17 protein-coding genes, 1 tRNA gene and 1 riboswitch are annotated in these 17,461 nt (G+C 69.1%); of the genes, 11 read left to right on the top strand and 7 right to left on the bottom strand.

Going from position 1 to position 17,461, the window contains the following annotated elements; translation table 11 throughout:
- The first annotated feature begins 13 nt into the window (after positions 1 to 13).
- Positions 14 to 616, top strand: coding sequence for an RdgB/HAM1 family non-canonical purine NTP pyrophosphatase (gene rdgB / locus ACFVJQ_RS23815; RefSeq protein WP_385786589.1), 603 nt, complete (start codon positions 14 to 16; stop codon positions 614 to 616).
- 54 nt (positions 617 to 670) lie between these two features.
- On the opposite strand, the gene ACFVJQ_RS23820 is transcribed toward rdgB, so the two are convergent.
- From ACFVJQ_RS23820 to bcp, 4 genes are all read right to left on the bottom strand, one after another.
- Positions 671 to 754 (bottom strand) — tRNA-Leu (locus ACFVJQ_RS23820).
- Positions 754 to 1,428 carry an HNH endonuclease gene (locus tag ACFVJQ_RS23825; RefSeq protein WP_385786592.1) on the bottom strand — a complete coding sequence of 225 codons (675 nt, stop codon included), beginning with the start codon at positions 1,426 to 1,428 and terminating at the stop codon, positions 754 to 756. Before ACFVJQ_RS23825 ends, ACFVJQ_RS23820 begins: the two co-directional genes overlap by 1 nt.
- Positions 1,425 to 2,087 carry an HNH endonuclease gene (locus ACFVJQ_RS23830; protein ID WP_385786595.1) on the bottom strand — a complete coding sequence of 221 codons (663 nt, stop codon included), beginning with the start codon at positions 2,085 to 2,087 and terminating at the stop codon, positions 1,425 to 1,427. Before ACFVJQ_RS23830 ends, ACFVJQ_RS23825 begins: the two co-directional genes overlap by 4 nt.
- Before the next feature lie 140 nt (positions 2,088 to 2,227).
- Positions 2,228 to 2,695, bottom strand: a complete 468-nt coding sequence (gene bcp / locus ACFVJQ_RS23835; protein WP_224738614.1) for a thioredoxin-dependent thiol peroxidase — start codon at positions 2,693 to 2,695, stop codon at positions 2,228 to 2,230.
- A gap of 94 nt (positions 2,696 to 2,789) precedes the next feature.
- Between bcp and ACFVJQ_RS23840 the strand changes: the two genes are divergently transcribed.
- From ACFVJQ_RS23840 to ACFVJQ_RS23860, 5 genes are all read left to right on the top strand, one after another.
- Entirely contained in the window at positions 2,790 to 3,119 is a 330-nt protein-coding gene (locus ACFVJQ_RS23840; RefSeq protein ID WP_224738615.1) for a DUF3618 domain-containing protein, read from the top strand.
- 44 nt (positions 3,120 to 3,163) lie between these two features.
- Positions 3,164 to 3,520 (top strand): co-chaperone GroES, encoded by a 357-nt coding sequence (locus tag ACFVJQ_RS23845; protein ID WP_129799718.1) that lies wholly within the window; start codon positions 3,164 to 3,166, stop codon positions 3,518 to 3,520.
- Between the two features lie 90 nt (positions 3,521 to 3,610).
- Positions 3,611 to 3,677: riboswitch (guanidine-III (ykkC-III) riboswitch) on the top strand.
- Positions 3,678 to 3,714: 37 nt separating this feature from the next.
- Positions 3,715 to 4,035 carry a multidrug efflux SMR transporter gene (locus tag ACFVJQ_RS23850; protein ID WP_129799717.1) on the top strand — a complete coding sequence of 107 codons (321 nt, stop codon included), beginning with the start codon at positions 3,715 to 3,717 and terminating at the stop codon, positions 4,033 to 4,035.
- A 292-nt stretch (positions 4,036 to 4,327) separates the two neighbouring features.
- Positions 4,328 to 5,107, top strand: coding sequence for a class I SAM-dependent methyltransferase (locus tag ACFVJQ_RS23855; RefSeq protein ID WP_385786600.1), 780 nt, complete (start codon positions 4,328 to 4,330; stop codon positions 5,105 to 5,107).
- Between the two features lie 374 nt (positions 5,108 to 5,481).
- Positions 5,482 to 6,696 carry an RNA-guided endonuclease InsQ/TnpB family protein gene (locus ACFVJQ_RS23860; RefSeq protein ID WP_385786717.1) on the top strand — a complete coding sequence of 405 codons (1,215 nt, stop codon included), beginning with the start codon at positions 5,482 to 5,484 and terminating at the stop codon, positions 6,694 to 6,696.
- A 36-nt stretch (positions 6,697 to 6,732) separates the two neighbouring features.
- Here the strand turns inward: ACFVJQ_RS23860 and ACFVJQ_RS23865 are convergent, their stop codons facing one another.
- Positions 6,733 to 9,117 (bottom strand): transglycosylase domain-containing protein, encoded by a 2,385-nt coding sequence (locus tag ACFVJQ_RS23865; RefSeq protein WP_385786602.1) that lies wholly within the window; start codon positions 9,115 to 9,117, stop codon positions 6,733 to 6,735.
- 229 nt (positions 9,118 to 9,346) lie between these two features.
- On the opposite strand from ACFVJQ_RS23865, the gene ACFVJQ_RS23870 reads away from it, so the two are divergent.
- The 4 genes from ACFVJQ_RS23870 (at position 9,347) to ACFVJQ_RS23885 (ending at position 12,818) form a co-directional block, all read left to right on the top strand.
- On the top strand, positions 9,347 to 10,147 hold the full coding sequence (locus tag ACFVJQ_RS23870; RefSeq protein WP_224735680.1) for an ABC-2 family transporter protein: 801 nt from the start codon (positions 9,347 to 9,349) through the stop codon (positions 10,145 to 10,147).
- Positions 10,148 to 10,196: 49 nt separating this feature from the next.
- Positions 10,197 to 10,961, top strand: a complete 765-nt coding sequence (locus ACFVJQ_RS23875; RefSeq protein ID WP_385512832.1) for an ABC transporter permease — start codon at positions 10,197 to 10,199, stop codon at positions 10,959 to 10,961.
- A gap of 4 nt (positions 10,962 to 10,965) precedes the next feature.
- Positions 10,966 to 11,937, top strand: coding sequence for an ATP-binding cassette domain-containing protein (locus ACFVJQ_RS23880; RefSeq protein ID WP_385512797.1), 972 nt, complete (start codon positions 10,966 to 10,968; stop codon positions 11,935 to 11,937).
- 71 nt (positions 11,938 to 12,008) lie between these two features.
- Positions 12,009 to 12,818, top strand: coding sequence for a DUF1707 domain-containing protein (locus tag ACFVJQ_RS23885; protein ID WP_385786605.1), 810 nt, complete (start codon positions 12,009 to 12,011; stop codon positions 12,816 to 12,818).
- Positions 12,819 to 12,922: 104 nt separating this feature from the next.
- Here the strand turns inward: ACFVJQ_RS23885 and ACFVJQ_RS23890 are convergent, their stop codons facing one another.
- Positions 12,923 to 14,254, bottom strand: a complete 1,332-nt coding sequence (locus ACFVJQ_RS23890) for an SGNH/GDSL hydrolase family protein (RefSeq protein WP_385512799.1) — start codon at positions 14,252 to 14,254, stop codon at positions 12,923 to 12,925.
- Between the two features lie 224 nt (positions 14,255 to 14,478).
- On the opposite strand from ACFVJQ_RS23890, the gene ACFVJQ_RS23895 reads away from it, so the two are divergent.
- On the top strand, positions 14,479 to 15,870 hold the full coding sequence (locus ACFVJQ_RS23895; RefSeq protein ID WP_385786720.1) for a DUF445 domain-containing protein: 1,392 nt from the start codon (positions 14,479 to 14,481) through the stop codon (positions 15,868 to 15,870).
- Between the two features lie 109 nt (positions 15,871 to 15,979).
- On the opposite strand, the gene ACFVJQ_RS23900 is transcribed toward ACFVJQ_RS23895, so the two are convergent.
- Complete coding sequence (locus ACFVJQ_RS23900) at positions 15,980 to 17,440, bottom strand: alginate lyase family protein (RefSeq protein WP_385786723.1); 1,461 nt, start codon at positions 17,438 to 17,440, stop codon at positions 15,980 to 15,982.
- Positions 17,441 to 17,461: the final 21 nt, after the last annotated feature.

Consider the following 17,461-nt stretch of genomic DNA (forward strand, 5'->3'; position numbering starts at 1 on the left):
GATACTGGACGGCATGACCCGCCTGATCCTCGCCACCCGCAACGCCGGAAAGATCACCGAACTGAAGGCCATCCTCGCCGACGCAGGTCTCCCACACGACCTCGTCGGCGCGGACGCCTACCCCGACATCCCCGACGTCAAGGAAACAGGCGTCACCTTCGCCGAAAACGCCCTCCTCAAGGCCCACGCCCTCGCCCAGGCCACCGGCCTCCCCGCCGTCGCCGACGACTCAGGCCTCTGCGTCGACGTCCTCAACGGCGCGCCGGGGATCTTCTCGGCCCGCTGGTCAGGCCGCCACGGCGACGACAAGGCCAACCTGGATCTACTGCTGGCCCAGCTGGCCGACATCGCCGACGAGCACCGGGGGGCCCACTTCGCGTGCGCGGCGGCGCTGGCGCTGCCGGACGGGCGGGAGCGGGTGGTCGAGGGACAGTTGCGGGGGGTGCTGCGCCACGCCCCCGCTGGCACGGGCGGCTTCGGCTACGACCCGATCCTCCAGCCGGAGGGCGAGACGCGGACGTGCGCGGAGCTGAGCCCCGAGGAGAAGAACGCGATCAGCCATCGGGGGAAGGCGTTCCGGGCGTTGGTGCCGGTCGTACGGGAGTTGTTGGGCTGAGGCAGACACGGCAACGGCCTGCGCATCAATCCTTTGATTCGCAGGCCGTTTATGTGCGGCGGAAGGGATTCGAACCCTCAAGCCCGATCAAGGGCCACAGATCCTAAGTCTGCTGCGTCGCCGTTGCGCCACCGCCGCTAGCCGCCTGCCATCGTACCGGGATCTGTCCGACGCCTTCTCCCTCCCCTGCACCAGGTGCTGGTGATCGCGTGACAGTTGGGGCAGAGCAACCGCAGGTTCTCGCGCCGGTCGTCACTCCAGTCCCCGTTGATGTGATCGACTTCCAACGTCATGGGCCTGCCCAGCCACTCGGGGGCGACTCCGCATCTGGCGCACTGCTCGGGTACGCCGACTTCGCGGAGCGCGCGGCGGAGTCGCGAGGTGCTTGTTCGGTGCTTGCGGTCGTGCCGGACCAGCACGTCTTCTGGCCGTTTGGCGTTTGTTCCGGGCTTTCCTCGCTGGTGCGCCTGGCCCAGGAAGTGTGAGGTCGAGATGTGGTCCTCGGCGATCCACTCGCGTAGCTTCATGCGCTGCACACCATTGTTCGGTCTCCCCAGACGGCGAAGCGTCTCTCTGATGGAGACCGACTCGGCGACCGCCGCCCGCAACTCCTCGGGGCTGGGCCGGACAGGTCTTCCGTGGGGACGGAAATGCGAGACGTCGATGCCGAAGTGAGCGAAACGCTTCATGAGATACCGAGGTAGGTATCCGTAGGGCCGTGTGCCGAAGAAGGCGATGACCTCGTCGATGCCGGAGCACTTCTCGGCGGCTTCTGCCAGCCGCTCGCGGGTGTACTGCACGGAAGTGCTCATGAGGTGGACACCCTGGCACGCCGCTTGCCGCGACCGCGGTAACTATCAGTTGTGGAGTGACAGTTGGGGCAAAGGAGCCGGAGATTTTTGATCCGGTTGTTTCGCCAGTTGCCGTCGATGTGGTCGACCTCAAGTGGCAACGGCTCTCCGAGCCACAACGCCTCGATGCCGCACAGGGCGCAGCGTTCCTCCACGCCCAGTTCCTGCATTGCCCTCTTGAGCCGACTGCTCGGGATGCGTACGGCGTGTGCCGACGTGTCCTCGACGAGGATCTCTTCGGCTGTCCGGCGACGCTGGTTGTGCCTCATGCGCTCGGTGCGGACTACCGGCGTGAAGTGCGAGGTGTTGATTCCATACGCCTTGATGCGCCGCGCGATGTTGGCCTGGTGACCGCCCACAGAATCGAGCCCGAGTCGTCGCACCACCTCGTTGACGCTCGTGGACGTGGCGACCACCGGCTCGAGGATCTCCCTCGTCCACTTGGCCCCCTCCCGCTCGAAGTGCGACGTATCCACCCCGAGCTTCTTCATCCGCTCCCGGATGTAGTTCCGCGTCGAACTCCCCGGATCCACCCCCAACCTCACCAACGCCTCCGACAACGTCCGCGCCCCCCGAGCCGCCTCCTCCAGCCGCTCCTTGGTGTACGCACTGGCCCCCATCGAGCCCCCTCCGTTCCGACCACACGTTCGTGGTCCACACGGAGTAACGAACCGCTTATCGGACAGTCACGCCCGAAATGCAAAGCGGCCCGTGCCGGGTCACCCCGGTACGGGCCGCTCGCGTCGGGCGGAGCCTGCGCTCAGATGCCCAGGTCCTTGATGATCTTGGCCACGTGCCCCGTCGCGCGCACGTTGTACAGCGCGCGCTCGACCTTGCCCTGCTCGTCGACGACGATCGTGGAGCGGATGACGCCCATGTACGTCTTGCCGTAGTTCTTCTTCTCGCCGTAGGCGCCGTACGCCTCGATGACGGTCTTGTCGGGGTCGCCGGCGAGGGTGACCTTCAGGGATTCCTTCTCGCGGAACTTCGCCAGCTTCTCGGGCTTGTCCGGCGAGATGCCGATGACGTCGTAGCCGGCGGCGGCCAGGACGTCGAGGTTGTCGGTGAAGTCGCAGGCCTGCTTCGTGCAGCCGGGGGTCAGGGCGGCCGGGTAGAAGTAGACGATGACCTTGCGGCCCTTGTGGTCCGACAGGGAGACCTCGTTGCCGTCGGCGTCGGGGAGGGTGAAGGCGGGGGCCACGTCCCCGGGCTGGAGTCGCTCACTCATCGGGCTAGCGTAACCGGGGGTCCTGACGGTGCGGTCGCCGGAAGAACTGACAGACTGTCCGGAACAAGCATCAGCTGACTTCGGAGGCCGTACGGTGGCGGACACGTCGGACACCAGAACCCCGGCGCAGATCGAGGCGGACATCAGGCGTCGCCGCGAGAGGCTGGCCGAGACGCTCGACGAGATCGGGGTGCGGGTGCATCCGAAGACGATCGTCGGGGACGCCAAGGCCAAGGTCGTGTCGAATGTCGATCACACCCTCGGGCGGGCGTACGTGCAGGTCAACCGGGTGGTGAGTGAGGTGAAGGGGCAGTTCGTCGATGAGGAGGGCGCGCCTCGGATGGAGCGCGTGCTGCCCGTCGCGCTGGTGGCCGTTGGGGTCGTGGGGCTGCTCGTGCTGGGTACCCGGCGGCGGAACCGCTGACCCACCCGCGTGCGAATGGTTCGAAGGCAGGTAGGTTCGAAGGCGTGAGCTCCAACAGAAACGACCACAGCACCCATCCCGACAAGCTGCCCATCCGGATGTTGCACGACCGTGTGCTCGTGCGGCAGGACACCAGCGAGGGCGAGCGGCGTTCCGGTGGCGGCATCCTGATTCCCGCCACGGCGGCCGTGGGCCGTCGGCTGGCGTGGGCGGAGGTTGTCGCGGTGGGGCAGAACGTACGGACCGTCGAGCCGGGTGACCGGGTGCTGTACGACCCGGAGGACCGTGCCGAGGTGGAGGTGCGGGGTATCGCGTATGTGCTGATGCGCGAGCGGGACCTGCATGCGGTGGCGGCGGACCGGTTCGAGGGGTCGGAGGATTCGACCGGGCTGTACCTGTAGATCAGGGCTTTACCTGTGATCAGGGTTGTACCTGTGGATCAGGGCTGAGAAGGGGCTGGTGACCATCGTCACCGGCCCCTTTTGTCGCCTTCCTTGCTACATTCGTAGGAGCCCGACGAGACGCGCCGTACCGGGACGAAGGCAAAGACGACGCACCCCCCGTCCGTCCTGTCTGTGTCTCGGAGGCGCTTGTCATGGCCTGGGTTCTGCTGATCGTCGCCGGTGTGCTCGAAGTGGGCTGGTCGGTCGGGATGAAGTACACCGACGGTTTCACGCGGCTCGTGCCGAGCCTGTTCACCGGTGCCGGCATCGTCGCCAGCATGCTGTTGCTGTCGTATGCGGCGAGGTCCCTGCCCATCGGTACCGCGTACGGCGTCTGGGTGGGGATCGGGGCCGCCGGGTCGGCGGTGGTCGGCATGGTGGTGCTGGGGGAGCCGGCGACCGCCGCCCGGATCTTCTTCGTCTGTCTGTTGCTGGTGGCCGTGGTGGGGCTGAAGGCGACGTCGGGGCACTGAGCCGCGCGGTTCACCTGATTCTTGCGAGACTGCCCGCCCCCGTCGTCGCGGACGCTCTCGGCTACCACGACAAGACCACCACCCGGCTCCTCAACGAGACCGGCGGGACTTGGAGCCGATACGTCTCCGGAGATCACGGAAAGTCACTGCCAGGCTCAGCAGTGCCGACTACGGGCGGTAGTTGAAGGGTGCAGTTCCTCTGAAGTGAAGGGCTGAGCTGGGGGCGCTTGTGGGTTCTCAATAGATTCATGATCGCTCCGCTTACCACTTGCGGCACAGATATGGTGACCGTGTGGATCAGGATGAACTGCTGCTTCACGCCTCGTCGTTCGGCGCAGCGGCGGTCGCATACGCCGAGCACCGTCCGGACTACGCGCAGGCCGCGGTGCGCTGGGCGCTCGATCCCGCGCCCGGTCCACGCGTGCTCGACCTCGGCGCCGGAACCGGCAAGCTGACCGCCGCGCTGGCTGCGCTGGGTGCCGAAGTCATCGCGGTCGAGCCCGATCCGGCGATGCTGACCGAGCTGCGCCGCTCGCTGCCGGGTGTCCGTGCCCTGTCGGGTAGTGCCGAGGCGATCCCGCTGCCGGACGCGTCCGTCGATGCTGTGCTGGCCGGCAACGCCATGCACTGGTTCGACATGGCCGTCGCGGGACCCGAGATCGCCAGGGTCCTCGCACCCGGCGGCATTCTGGCCGGCCTGTGGAACGTCATGGATGACCAGGTCGAGTGGGTTGCCGGGCTTGCACGGGTCAGCGGGAGCGCGGCCATCGGCCCGCGTGACACACCCGCCAGCTGGCGCGCTGAGACGGCCGACATGCACCTTCCGAAGACAGGCGTGGCCGCCCGGTTCGGCTCGCCGGAGCAGGCAGAGTTCCCGCACGGACAGGGCCGCACCGCTGATTCTCTCGTCGCGACGATCGCGACGCGCGCGGGGATGCTGGTCATGCCCGAACAGGAACAACAGGCCACGCTGGGCCGGATCCGCGCATTCCTCGCGAGTCGACCGGAGACCGCCCGCGGCGAGTTCATCCTGCCGATGCTGACCGGTGTGCTGCGCGTCCGTCAGCTGTGAAAGCCATCGACCGCCCGATATTCGCTTAAGCGAGTCACGGGTGGGGTCCGGGGGCCCCATCACCCACAGGAGTGGCCCCGGAGCGGTGTCTCCGGGGCCAAAGGGCTGTGGATGGAGGCGGGCTGGACACCACGAGGAACTGGTGACAGTTGAATAGGCGAGCCCACCAGTATCAACCCCCCGTTTCCTGGGGCGCGGGGCGCCCGCATGACCACCAACGCAGGCCGGGCGGGCGAACGCGTGTGCTCGTATTCGCCGGTTGTGGTGACGGCGGCGCGACGGAGGTACGGGTGTGCGGGTGTCGCACGTACGGTCTCGTCGTGGAAGCCGGGACGCGCGGGCGGAGCGTGGGAGCAGGTGATGTCGTGCCGGTGGTGCAGGAGGCCGGGGAGGGCGGGCATGCCCGGTACACCTACCGGCTGCGCGTGTCGTCGACTGCCCGCACACGGTTGCTGGCGGAGTGGGACCGGTGCCGGTGGGTGTGGAACGAGTGCGTGGCCAAGGCCAAGGCCGTGCACGCGCACAACACGGCGCACCCCGAGGACGAGCTGACGTGCGGCCCGGCCCGGCTCGACAAGATGCTCACCGAGGCCCGCGCGAAGACGCCGTGGCTGCGCGAAGGCAGTTCGGTGCCGCAGCAGCAGACCATCCGGGACTTCGGCAGGTCGCGGGCGAAGGCGCAGAAGGACATCAAGGACCGCCTGCCCCTCAGGCAGCGGGCCGGGATGCCCGGGTGGAAGAAGAAGCGCCAAGCGGACCCGACGCTGAACTACACCCGGCGCGGCTTCCGTCTCAGGGGCGGCCGCCTGCACGTCGCGGGCGGCATCGTGCTGACCGTGGTGTGGTCGCGGGACCTGCCCGCCGCCCCGTCCAGCGTGCGCGTGTACCGCGACAGCGTCGGCCGCTGGTACGCCTCCTTCGTCGTGCCCGCCGAAGTCCGGCCGCTCCCCACCACCGGCGCGGTGATCGGTATCGACTGGGGCGTCAATCAGACCGCGACCACCACCAGCGACGCGCACGATCTGCCCCACGCCCAGCACGGCCGGAAGGCCCAGCAGAGGCTGTCGCGGTACGACCGGATGATGGCCCGCCGCAAACCCGCCAAGGGGCAGGCGGCCTCCAAGGGCTACCGCGCGGCCAAGCACCTGCGCGCGAAGGCGTGCCAGAAGGTGGCCCGGCAGCGGCAGGACACCGGCCGCAAGTGGGCGAAGAAGGTCGTGACGGACCACGACGTGATCGCCGTGGAGGACTTCCGCCCGAAGTTCCTCGCCAGGACATCGATGGCGCGCAAGGCGGCCGACGCCGCCATCGGCGCCACCAAGAAGGCCCTGCTGGAGATGGGCCGCAAGCACGCACGGGACGTCCGTCTCGTGCATCCCGCGCACACCACCATGGACTGCGCATCGTGCGGAGCGAGAACCAAGCACGCACTTCCGCTGTCGGAACGTACCTACACCTGCACCGCGTGCGGAGCCGCCTCCCCCCGGGACAAGAACTCCGCCCGTGTGATGCTCGTCCGGGCAGGTCTGAACCCGGCTGGTGTCGAGGGCGTAAGACCACCCGGAGCGCCGCTCCGGGAGGCAGCCTGAGCCAGGAATCCCCATCCCTTCAGGGAAGGGGAGCATTCAAAGTCTGATCGTGTACCGCGGAGCCGAGTTCGATGTGCCCGTGGTCGTGCCGCCGCCGGTGGTGCCTCCGGTGGTTCCGCCTCCGGTGGTTCCGCCGCTTGTGGTGGGGTCACCGCCGGTTGTGGTGCCGCCGCCTGTGGTGGTGCCGCCGTCGGTTGTCGTGCCGCCGTCGGTGGGTGTGCCACCCGTCGTGGTGTCGCCGGTCGTGCCGTCCGTGGGCGTGCCTCCGGTGGTCCCGTCCGTGGGTGTGCCCCCGGTCGTCGTGTCGCCCGGGGTCTCGTCCGGGCTCTCCTGGTCGGCGTCGTCGCTCGGTGTGGCGCCGTCGGTGGGGGTGTCGGTGCCGGGGTTCTGGGAGGGCGGGATCTCGGGCAGGTCCCATTCCTCGGCGCCGTCCTGGAGCTGGAGGTTGAAGTCGGTGGGCGGGGTGCCTTCGAGGGCGTCCTTGGTGAACTGGGCCCAGATGTCGGCGGGCGCGCCGCCGCCGTTGACGCGGTCCAGGCCCATGGCGCCGTAGAGCGGCATGTGGTCGGCGGTGACCGGGTCCTGGCCCATGACGGCGACGACGGTGGCGAGGTCGGGGGTGTAGCCGGCGAACCAGGCGGCGGTGTCCTCCTCGGCGGTGCCGGTCTTGCCCGCGGCGGGGCGGCCGGCGGCCTGGGCGGCGGTGGCGGTGCCGTTCTCGACGACGCTCTGCAGGACCGATGTCGTGGTGTCGGCGGCTTCGCGGCTGACGGCCTGGTGGGTCTGGCGTGCGGGCAGTTCGATGACCTCGGTGCCGTCCTTGGTGATCTTCTCGATCATGGTGTACGTGCCGTGTTCGCCGTGGTTGGCGAGGGTGGCGTACGCCTGGGCCATGTCGAGGACGCTGGCGGTGGCCACGCCGAGGGCGATCGACGGGTACGGGGCCATGTCCGGGGTGGCGGTGGGCAGGCCGAGGTCGATCGCGGTCTGTTCGACCTTGTCGGGGCCGACGTCGACGGCCATCTGTGCGTACACGGCGTTGACGGACTTGTCGGTGGCCTCGCGGACGGTGATGTCGCCGTACGACTTCTGGTCCTCGTTCTCGGGGTTGTAGGCGCTGTTCCAGCCCTGGACGGGGCGCTTGTTGGTGCCGTCGTAGTAGGTGTTGGGGGTGATCGGTGTGCCGCCCTGGGTGGTGGAGTCGTTCTCGACGGCGGAGGTGAACACGAACGGTTTGAAGGTGGAGCCGACCTGGAAGTCCCGGCGGGTGGCGCCGTTGGTGTACTGCTTGACGTAGTCGATGCCGCCGTACATGGCGACGACCTTGCCGGTCTTGGGGTCGACGGCGGCGCCGCCTGCGCGGACGTAGGTGTCGACCTTGCGGTTCTTCGGGTCCAGCTTGGACATCAGCTGGTCGTTCACGGCCTTGACGAAGGCGTCCTGCCGGGGCTTTTCGAGGGTGGTGGTGATGCGGTAGCCGCCCCTTTCGAGCTCGTCCCGGTCGACGATCTTGTTCTCGGCGAGGTACTGCTTGATCGCGTCGACGACGTAGCCGCGCTGCCCGGACATGCCGGTGGAGACGGTGGCCTCCTTCGGCATCGGGAACTTCAGGCCGGCCCGCTCGGAGCGGCTGAGCCAGCCTTCCTTGACCATGCCGTCGAGGACGTAGTTCCAACGGGCCTCGGCGGCAGCCTTGTTCTGCGGGTTGGCGACGACGTCGTACTCGCTGGGTGCGTTGAGCAGTGCGGCGAGGTAGGCGCCGCGGGCGGGGTCGAGGTCGGTGGCGTCCATGCCGTAGTAGGCGTGGGCGGCGGCCTGGATGCCGTAGGCGTTGCGGCCGAAGTAGCTGGTGTTGAGGTAACCCTCCAGGATGTCGTCCTTGGTCTTCTCCTGATCGAGCTTGATCGAGATGAAGAACTCCTTCACCTTGCGGGTGAGGGTCTGTTCCTGGGCGAGGTAGTAGTTCTTGACGTACTGCTGGGTGATCGTGGAGCCGGACTGCTTGCCCTTGCCGGTGGCGGTGTTCCAGGCCGCGCGGAGCATCGCCTGCGGGTCGATGGCGGACTCGCTGTAGAAGTCGCGGTCCTCGGCGGCCAGTACGGCGTGCTGGGCGTCCTTGGAGACCTGGGCGAGGGTGACGTTCTCCCGGTTGACCTCGCCGTCCCGGGCGAGTTGGGAGCCGTCTGCGTAGAGGTAGACGTTGCTCTGCTTGGTGGCGAGGGCGTTCGCCGGCGGGATCTTGACCAGTGAGTAGCCGAGGAAGAACAGGCCGATCACCAGCAGGGCGCCGAGGACGAAGGTGCCGAACACCATGCGCCAGGTGGGGATGATCCGGCGCCAGCCGGTGCGCTTGGGCCGCTTGGGCTTGCCGTCCCCCGTCGCGCCCTGGGTCGGCTGCTGCGGCTGCGGCTCGTGGCTCATGTCGTGCACGGACTCCTGTTTTCCTCGTACGTTCCGGTACGAATTTCTCCTCGTACGATCCCGTACGCCCTCGTACGTCTTCTGCGCCCCCTGTTGAAGACTCTCGCACCAAGCGTTCCGTTCCCGGTTCCCGGCACGCGTTGTGCCCGGAAATTGCGTGGCCGCTCGGATCGGCCGCGTACTAGGCTCCTGCGCTTCGGTGCCGGGCGCGGTCGGGGGGGTGGTGGGTGTGGGCGCGGGACGGTTGTACGTGGCCGTCGCGGTGGGAGGTTTCCGACGATACGCGACGTACCGGGTGGCCACGGTCGCCGGGGTGTTCACCAACACCGTGTTCGGGCTGATCCTCGTCTACACGTACCTGGCGCTGTGGGAGGAGAGACCGCAGCTCGGCGGGTACGACCAGGCGCAGGCCGTCACCTATGTGTGGCTGGGGCAGGCGCTGTTGTCGACGCTCGCGATCGGGGGTGGCGGCTTCGAGGACGAGTTGATCGAGCGTATCCGTACGGGTGATGTGGCGATCGACCTCTACCGGCCGGCCGACCTCCAACTGTGGTGGTTGGCAGGCGACTTGGGACGGGCGCTGTTCCAGCTGCTGGGGCGTGGGGTGGTGCCGTTCGCGTTCGGGGCGCTGGTCTTCGATGTCGCGCTGCCGTCGGATCCGGTGACGTGGGCGGGTTTTCTGCTGGCGGTGCTGCTCGGGATGGTGGTCGGTTTCGGGATCCGGTACCTGGTGGCGCTGAGCGCGTTCTGGCTGATGGACGGCACCGGGGTGGTGCAGATGGCGTGGCTGCTGGGGTTCTTCTGTTCGGGGATGCTGCTGCCGCTGAACGTCTTCCCGGGCCTGCTGGGCGAGATCGTACGGGTGCTGCCGTGGTCGTCGCTGCTGCAGGCGCCGGCGGATGTGCTGCTGGGGCGGGCCGATCCGCTGGGCACGTTCGCGTTCCAGGGTGTGTGGGCGGTTGCGCTGCTTGCGGTGGGGCGGCTGGTGCAGTCGGCGGCGACGCGGCGGGTGGTGGTGCAGGGTGGGTGAGCGCGGTCGGGTGGCGGAGGGGCTGCGGGCGTACGGTCTGATCGTCGCGATGTGGATCCGTTCGACGATGGCGTACCGGGCCTCTTTCGTCATGACCACGGTCGGCAACTTCGCGGCGACGTCGCTGGACTTCGTCGCGATCCTGTTGATGTTCTCCCGCGTGGATGCGCTCGGCGGGTATGCGCTGCCCGAGATCGCTTTCCTGTACGGCCTGTCCAGTGTCGCTTTCGGTCTTGCCGATCTGGCGATCGGGTCGATGGACCGGCTGGGGCGGCGGGTGCGTGACGGCACGCTGGACACGCTGCTGGTGCGGCCGGCGCCGGTGCTCGCGCAGGTCGCCGCGGACCGTTTCGGGCTGCGCCGTCTGGGCCGGGTCACGCAGGGGGCGCTGGTGCTCGGCTACGCGTTGGCGACGGTGGACATCGACTGGACGCCGCTGAAGGTGCTGCTGATGCCGGTGATGCTGGTCAGCGGAGCGGTGATCTTCTGCGCGGTGTTCGTCGGGGGCGCGGCCTTCCAGTTCGTGGCGCAGGACGCCTCCGAGGTGCAGAACGCGTTCACCTACGGCGGTACGACGCTGCTCCAGTATCCGCCGACCGTGTTCGGCAAGGAGCTGGTGCGTGGGGTGACGTTCGTGCTGCCGCTGGCCTTCGTCAACTGGCTGCCCGCGAGTCATGTGCTGGGGCGGCCGTATCCGCTGGACCTGCCGACATGGGTGGCGTTCACGCCGCCGCTGGTGGCGGTGGGGTGCTGTGCGCTCGCGGGGATGGCGTGGCGGGCGGGGCTGAAGTCGTATCGAAGCACAGGGAGTTAGACCGTTGACTGGTGGTGGCTTCATCGAACTCGACCGGGTCGAGAAGGTCTTCGACGTGCGGAAGAAGACCGGTTTCCTCAGGTGGGAGCGGCGTCAGGTGCGGGCCGTCGACTCGCTGTCGTTCTCGGTGGCGCGCGGTGAGATGGTCGGCTACATCGGGCCGAACGGCGCCGGCAAGTCGACCACGATCAAGATGCTGACCGGCATCCTGACCCCGAGCGGCGGGCGGCTGCGGGTGGCCGGCATCGACCCTTCCCGTGAGCGGACGCGGCTCGCGCACCGCATAGGGGTGGTGTTCGGGCAGCGGACGACGCTGTGGTGGGACCTGCCGCTGATCGACTCGTACAAGCTGATGCATCGCATGTACCGGATCCCGGACGCCCGTTACCGGTCGAACCTCGAACAGTGTGTGGAACTGCTGCAGCTGGACGCCCTGTTGGACGTGCCGGTGCGGCAACTTTCCCTCGGCCAGCGGATGCGCGGCGACATCGCGGCCGCCCTGCTGCACGACCCCGAGGTGCTCTACCTCGACGAGCCGACCATCGGCCTGGACGTCGTCTCCAAGGCCCGGGTGCGGGAGTTCCTGCGCGAGCTGAACACCGAGCGCGGGACGACGGTGCTGCTGACCACGCACGACCTGCAGGACATCGAGCAGCTCTGCTCCCGGGTGATGGTCATCGACCACGGCCGTCTGATGTACGACGGTCCGCTGGCCGGCCTGCACGAGGCGGGGGAGAGCGAGCGGACCCTGGTCGTGGACCTGGAGCGGGAGCTGCCGCCGATCGACGCGCCGGCACCGGCCCGGGTGGTACGGGTGGAGGGGCCACGGCAGTGGCTGGCCTTCCCGGCGGCGCAGTCCGCGGCGCCGCTGGTGGCGCGGATCGCGGCGGAGTATCCGCTGGTGGACCTGTCGGTGCGGGAGCCGGACATCGAGGCGGTGATCGCGCGCATGTACGCGGACCGGGCGACCGCGTAGGGCACCGTGCAGGCGGCGGGGTTGCGCTGAGCGCATAGTCTCCGGGCCGGGGAAAACGTACGCTGCTGTGCATGACCGACGATGCCCCGGAGCTGCGTGCCTCCGACGCCGATCGTGAACGGGTTGCCGAGGTCCTGCGGGACGCCCTCGCGGAGGGCCGGCTGGACATGGCGGAGTTCGAGGAACGGCTGGAGGCGACGTACCAGGCACGGACGTACGGCGAGCTGGCGCCGATCACCCGGGACCTGCCGGTCGCCGGCGGCGCCCCGGCCCCCTCGATCTCGCTGGTCAAGGAGCCGGCGGAGAACGGGAGTTGGGCGGAGCGGATCGTCGGCGGCGAGGGCACGTCGACGTGGGGTGTCGCCGTGATGTCGGGATTTCAGCGCAAGGGGCGCTGGACGGTGCCGAAGCGGTTCACCTGCTTCGCCTTCTGGGGCGGCGGCGAGATCGATCTGCGCGAGGCGAACTTCGCCGACCGCGAGGTCGAGATCAACTGCATCGCGATCATGGGCGGGTTGAACGTCACCGTGCCGCCCGGCGTCGAGGTCGTGGTGCGCGGCATCGGGATCATGGGCGGCTTCGATCAGCGCGAGGAGGGCGTGCCGGGCGACCCTGGCGCCCCGCGGGTGATCGTCTCCGGGTTCGCCTTCTGGGGCGGGGTCGGCGTGGAGCGGAAGCTGACCCGGGCCGAGCGGAAGCGGCTGAAGGAGGAGCGGCGGAAGGGGAAGCTGGAGCGCAAGGCGGCGATGCGGGATCTGCACTCCTCGTTCCGGGAGGACGTTGAGGAGGCGCACCGCCGGATGATCGAGGGACATCAGGACCTGATGGACGATCTGCGTGAGCAGCGGCGGGAGAAGCGGGAGCGGCGCCGGGAGGAGTGACCGGCGTAGCCCGCGGGCAGTCGTGCCGCTGGGGCGGCACGGGTGGGCGCGGGCGGCACCCCGCCAACGCCGGGCCACGCGATCCACCCCCGCCAGCGGCGGCGTTACAGCTGCGCCGGCACCGACCCCTTCAGGTCCTCGAGGTCGAACTCCTCCGCCATCCGCGCATACCCCTTGTCGTTGGGGTGCAGATGATCGCCCGAGTCGTAGTCGGAGCGGAACTTGCGCGGGTTGTACGGATCCCGCAGGGCCTCGTCGAAGTCGACGACCGCGTCGAACACCCGCCCAGAGCGGATCTCGGCGTTGATCTCCTGCCGTATGGATTCGCGGGCGTCGGTGTAGCCGCGGTGCCCCTGGAACGGCATCAGGGTCGCGCCGACGACCTTGATGCCGTTGGCGTGCGCCTGGCGGACCAGGGTGCGCAGGCCGTCGAGGATCTGGTCGGGGTCGGTCACCGGAGGATTGCGCAGGATGTCGTTGACGCCGAGATCGATGACGACGACCTTGACGTTCGTACGGCCCAGGACGTCACGGGAGAAACGGTTGAGCCCGCTGGGGTTGTCGGCGGGGCGGCCGTTACCGCCGGTCAGGATGCGGTTGCCGCCGATGCCCTGGTTGACGATGCCGTAGCGGGGCACGTCCTGCCCGGCGTCGGCCGCCTCGCGCAGCCGCTGGGCGAGGACGTCGGTCCAGCGCCGGTTGGCGCCCACGGTCGAGGAGTGGCCCTCGGTGAGGGAGTCGCCGAAGGCGACCAGGGTGCCGTCGGACTCCCCGCTGAGCACGTCCAGCGCGGTCAGATACCGCCAGGACTCGACCGGCTCGGTGTAGGGGGCGCCGGTGACGTCCTCGGCGTAGTCGCCCTGTGCGGCGTAGGAGATCTGGCGTGCATGCGCGTGGACGGTGACCGGCCCCGGCTCGGCGGGGGAGTACGTGGTGACCAGGACGTCGCTGTCGGGCGGGATGGTCAGGCGCGCGGCGTCGCTCACCACCTGCCGCCCGGCCGGGACGACGACCGTGGTGGTGCCGTTGAACGTCAGTCGCCGCATCGTGTCGGCCGCGGCGGCTGCGCTGTCGTCGGCGGCGGCGAGGGCGATCGTCGCGTGGGTGATGGTCAGCGGCTGCCGGCCGTAGAGGTTGGACAGCGTGATCCGGGCACTCGTGCCGCCGACGCTGGCGTGTACGACGTTGCGCACCGAGCGGTCGGTCAGTCCGGCCGTCTCGGTGCCGGGTTCGGCGGCGGCCGGGGACGTCGACCAGGAGCCGACCCAGATGCCGGTGGACGCCGGGGCGGCGGAGTTGTGGGGGCGGGGGCCTGCGACCGTGCGCTGGGCGGTGCCGTTGTCGGAGGCCACTCCGACGTAGAGGGCGACCGACAGTCCCACGATCAGAGCGATGATCGCGCTGAGCAAGGCATAACCGTGATGACGCCTGGTCATGCGGTGCGTTTCTCCTCGGGCGAAATGGAGCCCGGGGCTCCGATGTTGATCACCCCATGATGCGGCATGGAGCTGCGGGAAGTTGACCGGGACCCCCCTTCGGGCCACGACAGTTCACAGTTGCGCTTCCCCGCCCGGAAGGACGCCGGGAACTCTTCTTCCGTTCCAGGAGTCGGTCAGGAAGGGACAATGTTGCTGTGGGGGATCGTGAACGGGTGGAGCGGATGGACCGTACGAATCCGGAAGAACATGGTGAAACCGGAGCAGCTGCCGTAGAGCAGCATGCCCGGCCCGACACCGCCGGTAACCATGCCGGTGCTCGCAGCAGTGTTCCTGCTTCGGCGGTCCGTGCCATGACGACCTTCAGCGCCGCCGACGAGGAGAAGCAGCGCGGAGTGCGGCGGATGAAACTCACCGCGACCGGCCTGCTGCTGTTCGTGGCCGTGGTGTACGTCCTCACCAAGTGGGCGTCGAACGCGGGCGCAGGACCCTGGGCGGGCTATGTCGCGGCGGCCGCCGAGGCCGGCATGGTCGGTGCGCTCGCCGACTGGTTCGCGGTCACCGCCCTCTTCCGCCACCCGCTCGGCATCCCCATCCCGCACACCGCGATCATCCCCACCAAGAAGGACCAGCTGGGCGTCACGCTGGGCGACTTCGTCGGCGAGAACTTCCTCTCCGAGGCCGTCGTACGCCAGCGGCTGCGCGCCGTCGGCATCGGCAGCCGCCTCGGCGCCTGGCTCGCCGAACCGCAGAACGCCGACCGGGTCACCGCCGAGCTGGCGACGGCCCTCAGAGGCGCCCTGACCGTGCTGCGCGACTCCGACGTCCAGGCCGTGGTCGGCGAGGCGATCACCCGGCGCGCCAACATCCAGGAGATCGCGCCCGGCATAGGCAAGATGCTGGAGAAGATCGTCCTCGACGGCGGCCACAAACGCGTCGTCGACCTCGTCGTCTCCCGCGCGCACGACTGGCTGGTGCTGCACGACGAGCAGGTCATGGACGCCGTGCAGGGCGGCGCGCCCGGCTGGACCCCGCGGTTCGTCGACAAGAAGGTCGGCGAGCGGGTCTACAAGGAGCTGCTGCGCTTCGTCACCGAGATGCGCGACATGCCCTCCCACCCGGCGCGCGGCACCCTCGACCGCTTCCTCACCGACTTCGCCTCCGACCTGCAGTCCGACACCGACACCCGCGCGCGCGTGGAGCGGCTCAAGGGCGAGGTGCTGGGCCGCGGCGAGGTCCAGGACCTGATCGCCTCCGCCTGGACCGCCGTACGCTCCATGATCGTGGCCGCGGCCGAGGACGAGCGCAGCGAGCTACGGCTGCGGGTGCGGGCGTCCCTGCTGTCGCTGGGCGCCCGCATGGCCACCGAACCCAAGATCCAGGGCAAGGTCGACAGCTGGGTCGAGGGCGCCGCGGTGCACGTCGTGACGACGTACCGCAAGGAGATCACCTCCCTGATCACAGACACCGTGGCCAGCTGGGACGCCGAGCACACCACAAAGAAGATCGAGGCCAACATCGGCCGCGACCTGCAGTTCATCCGCATCAACGGCACGGTGGTGGGCTCACTGGCGGGCCTGCTGATCTACACGGTGACGCACGCACTGGGAGCGTGAACCGCCGCAGCTGCGGGCAGTCGTGCCGCTGGGGCGGCACGGGTGGGCGCAGCGGCACCCCGTCAGCGCGGGCGAGCGAACCCCACCCGCCCGCACCCACGCCGGGCGCCTACCGACCCCCGCCCCCCGCACGCCCCCGACGGCGCAGCAGCAACAGCCCACCCGCGAGGGCGGTGACACCAGTAGCGGCAACCCAACCCACGACGTCCCCCGCACCAGTGGCAGCGAGGTCGCCATCCGCAGCGGCCGAGGCGGACGGGGTTCCGCCGGCCGGCGACGGCTGCCCGGAAGGAGCCGAGGACGCCGCCTCGGACGCTGTACCGCCCGGCGTCGGCGTAGGCGTAGGTGTAGGCGACGAGGACGCCCCAACCTCCCCCCGATCCCGGGTGAACGCCAACGTCCCGAACCCCAACTGGTCATACCCCCCACTGTTGGGCCCGTAGTCCCCACCACCCCCCTCAGGCGCAGCCTTGGCGGCAATCTGCGTGACATACGACGCATCCAACCCCCGCCGCTTGGTGTAGTGGTTGGCAATCATCGCCCAGATCGGACGAGTCATCGCCGGATCAACCCCCGCAGCCTCACTCGCCGTCTCGGACCCCGACCACCCGTTGATCGCCCCCTTCTTACGCGTGTTCGCGGTATACGGCACATCCCCGCCGAGACTCCACTTGGCCACGTACTGCGCACCCTTGAGGAACCGGTTGTCGTCGTACCCGTACAGATCGATCCCCTGGTTCCACGCCATCTCGCAGAACGTCCCCATCAGCCCGATCCCGAGCAGCGCATGCCCCTGATCCCGCCCGGCCTCGACCCACTCGGCGAGCCCGTCATCGTGCACGACAGGGATGGCGTTCTTGATGGACCCCAGCCCGGCGCCGTTCTTGAAGTACTCGACGGCCCGGTCGACCGCACCCCGGTCGTCGCAGAAGATCCCGGTGGCCAGGACGCAGGCCATCGCGGTGAGATCCCAGTTGGTCCAGTAGTTGGTGACATACGCACCGTTGTGGTTGACGAGGAAGTCGTCACTGAGCGGGAGGAACACCTCCCGCATCATCTTCTGGAACCGCGCCAGCTCGAAGCCGTCGTGCTCACGGACGAGTTCGGCGGCGTTGGCGAACTGGTAGCCGTAGATGCCGGCGGCGAGGAACCGGTCGGCGGAGCCGCTGATCGACGTCAGTTTCGCCGACCAGGCGTTGAGGATGGCGACCGCGGTGTCGGCGTGCGCGGTGTCGCCGGAGACGTGGGCGCGCAGGGCGTTCTGGTAGGCGGCGTGGATGTCGTTGTAGAGGATCGTGTAGTTCTGCGGGCTGCCCGCTCCTCGGTAGACGGTGGCCTGCGGGTTGGCCGTCCAGCCGCTCTGCGCATGCCGGTTGGCGGTCAGCTTGGCGAACCCGGCGGTGTAGGGCGCGGCGCCCGCCTTGACCTTCGCGGCCATACGGTCCAGGTCGGCGGCGGTGTGCAGGAGGCCCGGGTGGGCGAAGGCGGCGGGGGCGGCGGTCGCGGGGGCCGGTGCGAGGACCGTACTCATGCCGACGGCTCCGGCTGCGGCACCGGTTGCCTTGAGCATGGTCCGTCGGCTGATCTGTCG

This window comes from Streptomyces sp. NPDC127197 (assembly GCF_042672405.1).
In the GTDB taxonomy this organism is placed as follows: Bacteria; Actinomycetota; Actinomycetes; order Streptomycetales; family Streptomycetaceae; genus Streptomyces; species Streptomyces flavusporus.